Annotated in this window: 5 protein-coding genes; 3 read left to right on the top strand and 2 right to left on the bottom strand. The window is 72.2% G+C overall.

The window, feature by feature from the left end:
• The first annotated feature begins 46 nt into the window (after positions 1–46).
• The 3 genes from ACOV8S_RS08470 to ACOV8S_RS08460 all read left to right on the top strand — a co-directional run bounded on the left by ACOV8S_RS08470 (position 47) and on the right by ACOV8S_RS08460 (position 2,425).
• Positions 47–301 carry a hypothetical protein gene (locus tag ACOV8S_RS08470; protein WP_351115106.1) on the top strand — a complete coding sequence of 85 codons (255 nt, stop codon included), beginning with the start codon at positions 47–49 and terminating at the stop codon, positions 299–301.
• A 262-nt stretch (positions 302–563) separates the two neighbouring features.
• Positions 564–1,967 (top strand): amino acid permease, encoded by a 1,404-nt coding sequence (locus ACOV8S_RS08465; protein ID WP_448317062.1) that lies wholly within the window; start codon positions 564–566, stop codon positions 1,965–1,967.
• A 71-nt stretch (positions 1,968–2,038) separates the two neighbouring features.
• Positions 2,039–2,425: a VOC family protein gene (locus ACOV8S_RS08460; protein ID WP_448317060.1), complete on the top strand. Its 387-nt coding sequence runs from the start codon at positions 2,039–2,041 to the stop codon at positions 2,423–2,425.
• 50 nt (positions 2,426–2,475) lie between these two features.
• On the opposite strand, the gene ACOV8S_RS08455 is transcribed toward ACOV8S_RS08460, so the two are convergent.
• Together ACOV8S_RS08455 and ACOV8S_RS08450 are read right to left on the bottom strand one after the other, a co-directional pair.
• On the bottom strand, positions 2,476–4,542 hold the full coding sequence (locus ACOV8S_RS08455; protein ID WP_448317398.1) for a TerD family protein: 2,067 nt from the start codon (positions 4,540–4,542) through the stop codon (positions 2,476–2,478).
• A gap of 256 nt (positions 4,543–4,798) precedes the next feature.
• Positions 4,799–5,599 carry a hypothetical protein gene (locus ACOV8S_RS08450; protein WP_448317058.1) on the bottom strand — a complete coding sequence of 267 codons (801 nt, stop codon included), beginning with the start codon at positions 5,597–5,599 and terminating at the stop codon, positions 4,799–4,801.
• Between the last annotated feature and the right edge of the window lie 271 nt (positions 5,600–5,870).

Here is a 5,870-nt window from a genome sequence, read left to right as displayed (position 1 = left end):
GTACCCGCCCCCGCGCACACAGCGGCGAGCCGGAGGGAAGACACACATGGTGATCGACGAGACGCTGGTCAAGGAGCTGCTGGACAGGCCGTCGGACGACGCCTCCCTGGTCCTGCTCGAGGGGACGGCACAGGTCGTCGACGGCGCCGCCCTGGAGGGGGACTCGGCCTTCCGGGGGGCGGCGGTCGTGCTGACCCGCGGGGAGCTGGTGGAACGGCTGGGCGGCACCTCGCCCGACGAGGCGGACCTGACCCGGACGGCGGCGTCCCTGAGCGACTCCATCGGCAAGCTGGGCGCCTGACCCCGCCCGCCGGGTCCCGTCCGCCCGCCGGGTCCCGTCCGCTCGCAGGGTCCTGCCCCGCCTGCCGGGTCCTGCGTGCCGGGCCCGGCACGGGCCGACCGGAATTCTTCGGTCCGGGGACCCCTGCGGCGTAGGAATTGTCGTGCGCGCAGGGGTCCGGACGGACGATATCGAGCGATTTTGTGGCATCTCCTCTCGTACCCAATCATGGTCGGCACGCCCGGCGATCCCGGGCGTCTGCACGACGAGAGGCGCACCACCCATGCTCCCCACCGGGACCTCCCCCTCCCCTGCCCGCACCTCGGCTCCGCCGGCCGGCGACGGCAGCCGGCATGCCCGGCGTTTCGGCCTCCCGGTGGCGACCGCGCTGGTCATGGGCAACATCATCGGCGGCGGCATCTTCCTGCTCCCGGCCTCGGTGGCTCCGTTCGGCACCGTCAGCCTGGTGGCCTTCGCGGTACTGACCGTCGGTGCGATCGCGCTGGCCCTCACCTTCGGCCGGCTCGCGCGGCGCGACCCGCGCACCGGTGGTCCCTACGTCTACGCGCGTGAGTCGTTCGGCGACTTCGCGGGGTTCCTGGCGGCCTGGTCGTACTGGATCACCACCTGGGTGTCGAACGCGGCACTGGCCGTCGCGGCGGTCGGCTACCTGACCGTGCTCCTGCCGGCCGTCGGCGACCACCGCTGGTCCCTCTGCGCGGCCGCCCTGGTCCTGCAGTGGCTCCCGGCGCTCGCCAACTTCGCCGGCACCCGGTGGGTCGGCGCCGTCCAGCTGGTCTCCACCGTCCTGAAGTTCGTGCCCCTGCTGCTGGTCGCCGTGGGCGGTCTCTTCTTCTTCGACGCCGACAACCTCGGTCCGTTCAACGCGAGCGGCCACGGCACGATCGGGGCGGTCTCGGCGGCCGCGGCGATCCTGCTGTTCTCCTACCTCGGCGTCGAGTCCGCCGCGGTGAGCGCGGGCGACGTGGCCGATCCCCGGCGCAACGTGGGCCGGGCGACCGTCATCGGCACGGCCGGTGCGGCACTGGTCTACCTGCTGGGCACGCTGTCGGTCTTCGGCACCGTCGCCCACGACGACCTGGTGGACTCCTCCGCCCCCTTCTCCGACGCGGTGAACGCCATGGTCGGCGGCAGCTGGGGCGGCTGGGCGGTCGCGGTGGCCGCGCTGGTGTCGATGACCGGCTGCCTCAACGGCTGGACGCTGCTCAGCGCGCAGACCCCGTACGCCGCCGCCCGCGACGGCCTCTTCCCGGCCCGCTTCGCCCACCGACGCCGCGGGGTGCCCGTCGTCGGCGTGGCCGTCACCGTGGTCCTCTCCTCCCTCCTGACCGTCTACAACTACGCCTCGCACTCGGCCCGGATCTTCGAGGTCCTGGTCCTGATCACCACCTTCACCGCGACCGTCCCCTACCTCCTGGCCACCGCCGCCCAGCTGCGCCACCTGGTGGCCGGCCGTCACGACCAGGTCGACCGCGGCCGCCTGCTCCGCGACCTGACCGTGGCCACCACCGCCGCCTGCTTCTCGCTCTGGCTGGTCGCCGGCTCCGGCTACGCGGCCGTCTACCAGGGCACGCTCTTCCTCTTCGCCGGCGTCCTGGTGTACGCGGTCACCACCGCCCGCAAGCGCCACCGAACCGTCCGCCCGGCGCCGGACGCAGGCCGGTGAACGCGGTCCGCCGGCCGGTGACGGCCGGATGCGCGCGCCTTGCGCGGGCCGGGGGCGGGCACACGTACCCCATGGCCACTTCCAAGACCTCAGTGCTCGTCCTCGACTGCGCCGCGCCCGAGGAACTCGCCGATTTCTATGCCAAGTTGCTGGGCGCCACCGTGCGGCGGGGCGTCGACCCGGACTTCGTCGAGGTCGTCGGCAACGACGGGAACCACCTCGCCGTCCGCCGCGACCACGGCTACGCACCGCCCAGTTGGCCTCGTCCTGACGACTCCCAGCAGGCCCACCTGCACATACTGGTGGCCGAGGAGGACATGGACGAGGCCGAACGGGAGGCCGTGAGCCTCGGCGCGCGTCCCATCGAGACCCGCGACAACTCCGGCCCGCGCGACGTGCGCACCTACGCCGACCCGGCCGGGCACTCCTTCACCCTGGTCGCCCGACAGGGCCGCTGACGCAGCCCGCGACCTGACCTGGCTCCCGGCGGCTGCGGCTGCGGCTGCGGTCAGGGGGCAGCCACGCTCTCGGCGGACCGGCGGCGGCGCGCCGGACGCGCGTCGAGGTGCGTGACGACGTGCTGGTGGAAACGATCGACCGCGTCGTCGACGCTGCGGATGAACCCGGATGCGGCGTTGCCGCGGGTGCTGCCCATGCTCTTGAAGAGCGAGAGGCGGAACCCGGTGATGCGCGCACCGTTCCCGGGCAGCAGGTCCCCCGGCTCCGGGCGGAGTCGCTCGAGGGTGCCGCGCGGACCGGGCGTATCACCCTCCACCAGCGTTTCGATGTGGAGGTCGGCGGGCGCCTCGGCGAGCTGCTTGATCAGGCGCTTGGCACGGGCGAGTGGGTAACCCTGCTCGTCCGAGGTCAGCTCCATCGACGTCCGCAGCTTGGCAGTGCGCAGGTCGGCGGTGACGGTGAGCACACCCGGCGTTCCGTCGATCCGCAGTTCGGCGTGAAGCTGCCCCTTGTCACACAGGTCGTTCGCGAGTCCGGCACGGCGGGTGTCGGGGTCGACGCCGCGCCTGGCGCGCTGGACCGGCAACACCTTCTGACCGAGCTCGCCGCCGAGGCGGAGACAGATCTGCCGGATGAGGCGCTCCCAGCTCTCGACGACCGCGACCGCCCTGCTGTCCCCCGGCACGAGGGTCTCGTCGTCGATGCCCTTGCGGACGGGAACCCACGCCGGCCCCATGTTCTGGAAGCCGTGGCAGCCGGAGTTCTCGTGCCGGAGGTAGTGGAGGAGCTCCTGGAGGAGCCATGCGTGGGCGGCGTTGCCGACTCCTTCGTGGCGGATGAGCATCTGGGCCTGGTGCGCGACCTCGGTCCAGGAGAGGTGCCAGAGCGCGACCTTGTTCTTGCGGCGCCGGTCGATCTTCACCTCGACCAGCGGCCTGCCGTCGAGGGCCACATCGTTGGACAGGGTGATCACCGCTTCGTAGCCCCGCCGGGCGGCGATGTCCGTGTAGTCCTGGACCTGTTCGGACCGCAAGGGGTTGCCGTTGGTCTTGGTCTCCACCAGAGCCGTCCAGATGCGGCCCGCGCGCTCAACGCGAATGACGCCGTCCGGGCGCTTCGGAGTCTCCCCGTGCGGGAGCGTGACCTCGGTGAAGGTCTCCATCCGGCCCGCCGGGGCTCCGAAGGCCGCGGTGAGCCGCCGGCCGAACTCCGGGACCTGGGCCATCACCGACAGGAGCACGGACGTCGCCCGCATCTCACGCTCCCGGTCGCTCTTCAGGGAGCCGGCCGGGAAGAGGCGTGCCTCCCGCCAGTTCTCGTTCTCCGCCAGCGATTTGCGCATCGTCCCGGGGATCGTGACCTTGCGCTTCACCGTTCGCGGCCGCCGCTTGGCGGCGGGTTTGTCGGCGGAGGCCGGATCCGGCGAGGAGGACTCCTCCGCCCTCGGAGTGGGCAGCGGCATGCGGTCGGCCGCGGCCACGCGGGCCGTGCCGGACTCCGGGGCGGCGGTCGTGGTCTCCCCGGTGGCGACCTCGGCGGCGGACGCCGGCTGCTCCGGCTCCTCGGACTCCTCCTCGGGGCTGTCGTCGACGTCGATGCCGAAGTCCGTGGCCAGACCTCCCAGTCCGGTTTCGTATCCCTGCCCGACCGCACGGAACTTCCACTCACCGGCGCGGCGGTAGAGCTCGCCGAAGATGAACGCGCTCTCGACCCCGGCGTCGGGGATGGAGAATCCGAGCAGCGGTTCGCCGGCCCGGTCGGCGATCGTCAGCCGCAGGTCGTCCAAATCACCGAACCGCGCGCCCTCGTACCGGCTGGCGGCGACGACCACGCGTTCCACCCGCTCCGGCATGGCCGTGAGGTCGAGACCGATGCGGTCCTCGCTGCCGTCGCCGGCCGGCGTCTTGCCGAGCAGCTGGACGCTGCCGTCCGAAGCCGCCTGGTGGTTGTAGAAGAAGAAGTCGTGGTCTCCGCCGACCTTGCCGTTCTCGTCCAGGAGCAGCACCGACACGTCGGCGTCCCCGTCCCCGGACGTGCTGCACCATCCGAGGCTCACGACCACGGATGCGGTGTCCTCACTCAGCGCGGACAGCGCGACGTTGGCACCCTTGACCATTTCGTGCATGAGAGATCCCCCCACATACGGGCCGGCACGTCTCTCCCCCTGAACCGTGTCGGCCTTGATACTCACGGCGTCCCCACGCCGTGCCGAAAACTCGGGTCCGGCCATTCGTATCATTCGGTTCAGGTGGTCGTCGCCGATACCGCCCGAGTTCCCCACTTCGCGGTCGTGTCCCTCTCACCTGTCCTCCCGCAGCCGCACGGAGTCGGGGGCCTCCGCGCCGCGGGAACGGCGCGGAGGCCCCCAGGTCTCAGCAGCCGATGCGGCGGCCGTCGAGGGCGATGTCGTCCATGCGGACGTCGTACGAGGAGGGGCTCGGGTTGCCCTGGTAGAGCTGCCAGCCGATCTTGACCGTGTCGAACTTCGGGAAGACGAAGTCCGTGTCGGCGCCGCCGTGGTCACGGGTGGAGACGGTCAGTTCGGGCTTGGGCTTCCCGTCGATCCAGACGGAGATCCGGTTGTCGGAGGCGTCCATCCGCCACTCCACGCACTGCCAGACGCCGGCGGTGGCGGGGGCGGACTCGCGCCAGGCCGTCCAGTCGCCGGTGGGGCCGCCGTCGGAGCCGACGCCCCACAGGTTCTTGCCGAGGTTCGGCACGTACTGGCCGCCGAGCGGACGGATGTAGCCGGGGCCCTCCCCGGTCGCCTCGACCATGGTCCAGTGCGCCCAGTCGGGCGCGGTGGGGAAGGCGTCGACGCGCAGGCGGACCCGGCCCCAGAAGCTGTTGGCGGGCGGCCGGACGCCGTCGACCTGGAGGAACGCCTTGCCGTTGCCCTCGGTGCGGATGCGCAGGTGCTTGCTGTGACGGGAGGCGTCGCGCTCGACGCTCAGCGTGCCGCCCGCGGTGTCCGTCGTCCAGCCGCGGCCCCCCGTGGTCCCGCCGCCGGGGAGGGTGGCGAAGTCCTCGCAGAACATCAGGTGGCGGTGGGCGCAGGTACGGTCACCACCGCGGTGGTCCGGCCCCGGGGCCGTGCCCCAGGACGCGGGCGCCGCCGCGGTCGTCGCCGCCAGCAGGGCGGTGAGCGCGGCGAATAAGCGGGTCTTCCTCATGTGCAGGGCCTCCAGTCCCGATGCCGCCCGGCAGTCCCGGGCGGGTTGATCGTCGAGGACATCTTGGCCGGTACGCATCCCGATTCCCAGGGTGTCCCGTTGGTAACTTGAGGCTGCCGTCGCCCCGCCCGCCGCGGGCCAGGTCCGGAGCGCGGCCGGGGCGGTTCCGCGCGTACCGGTGTTTTCGCCGATGTACGAGACCCGGCGGTGCGGGAAGGTCCCCTTGCGAACCGCCACGTCCGAGCACCGCACCCCCACCCCCCCCGGAGGG

It is taken from the genome of Streptomyces sp. CO7 (genome assembly GCF_053474865.1).
Note: the sequence above shows the minus strand (reverse complement) of the source record. Positions and strands in the feature narration are given on the sequence as shown.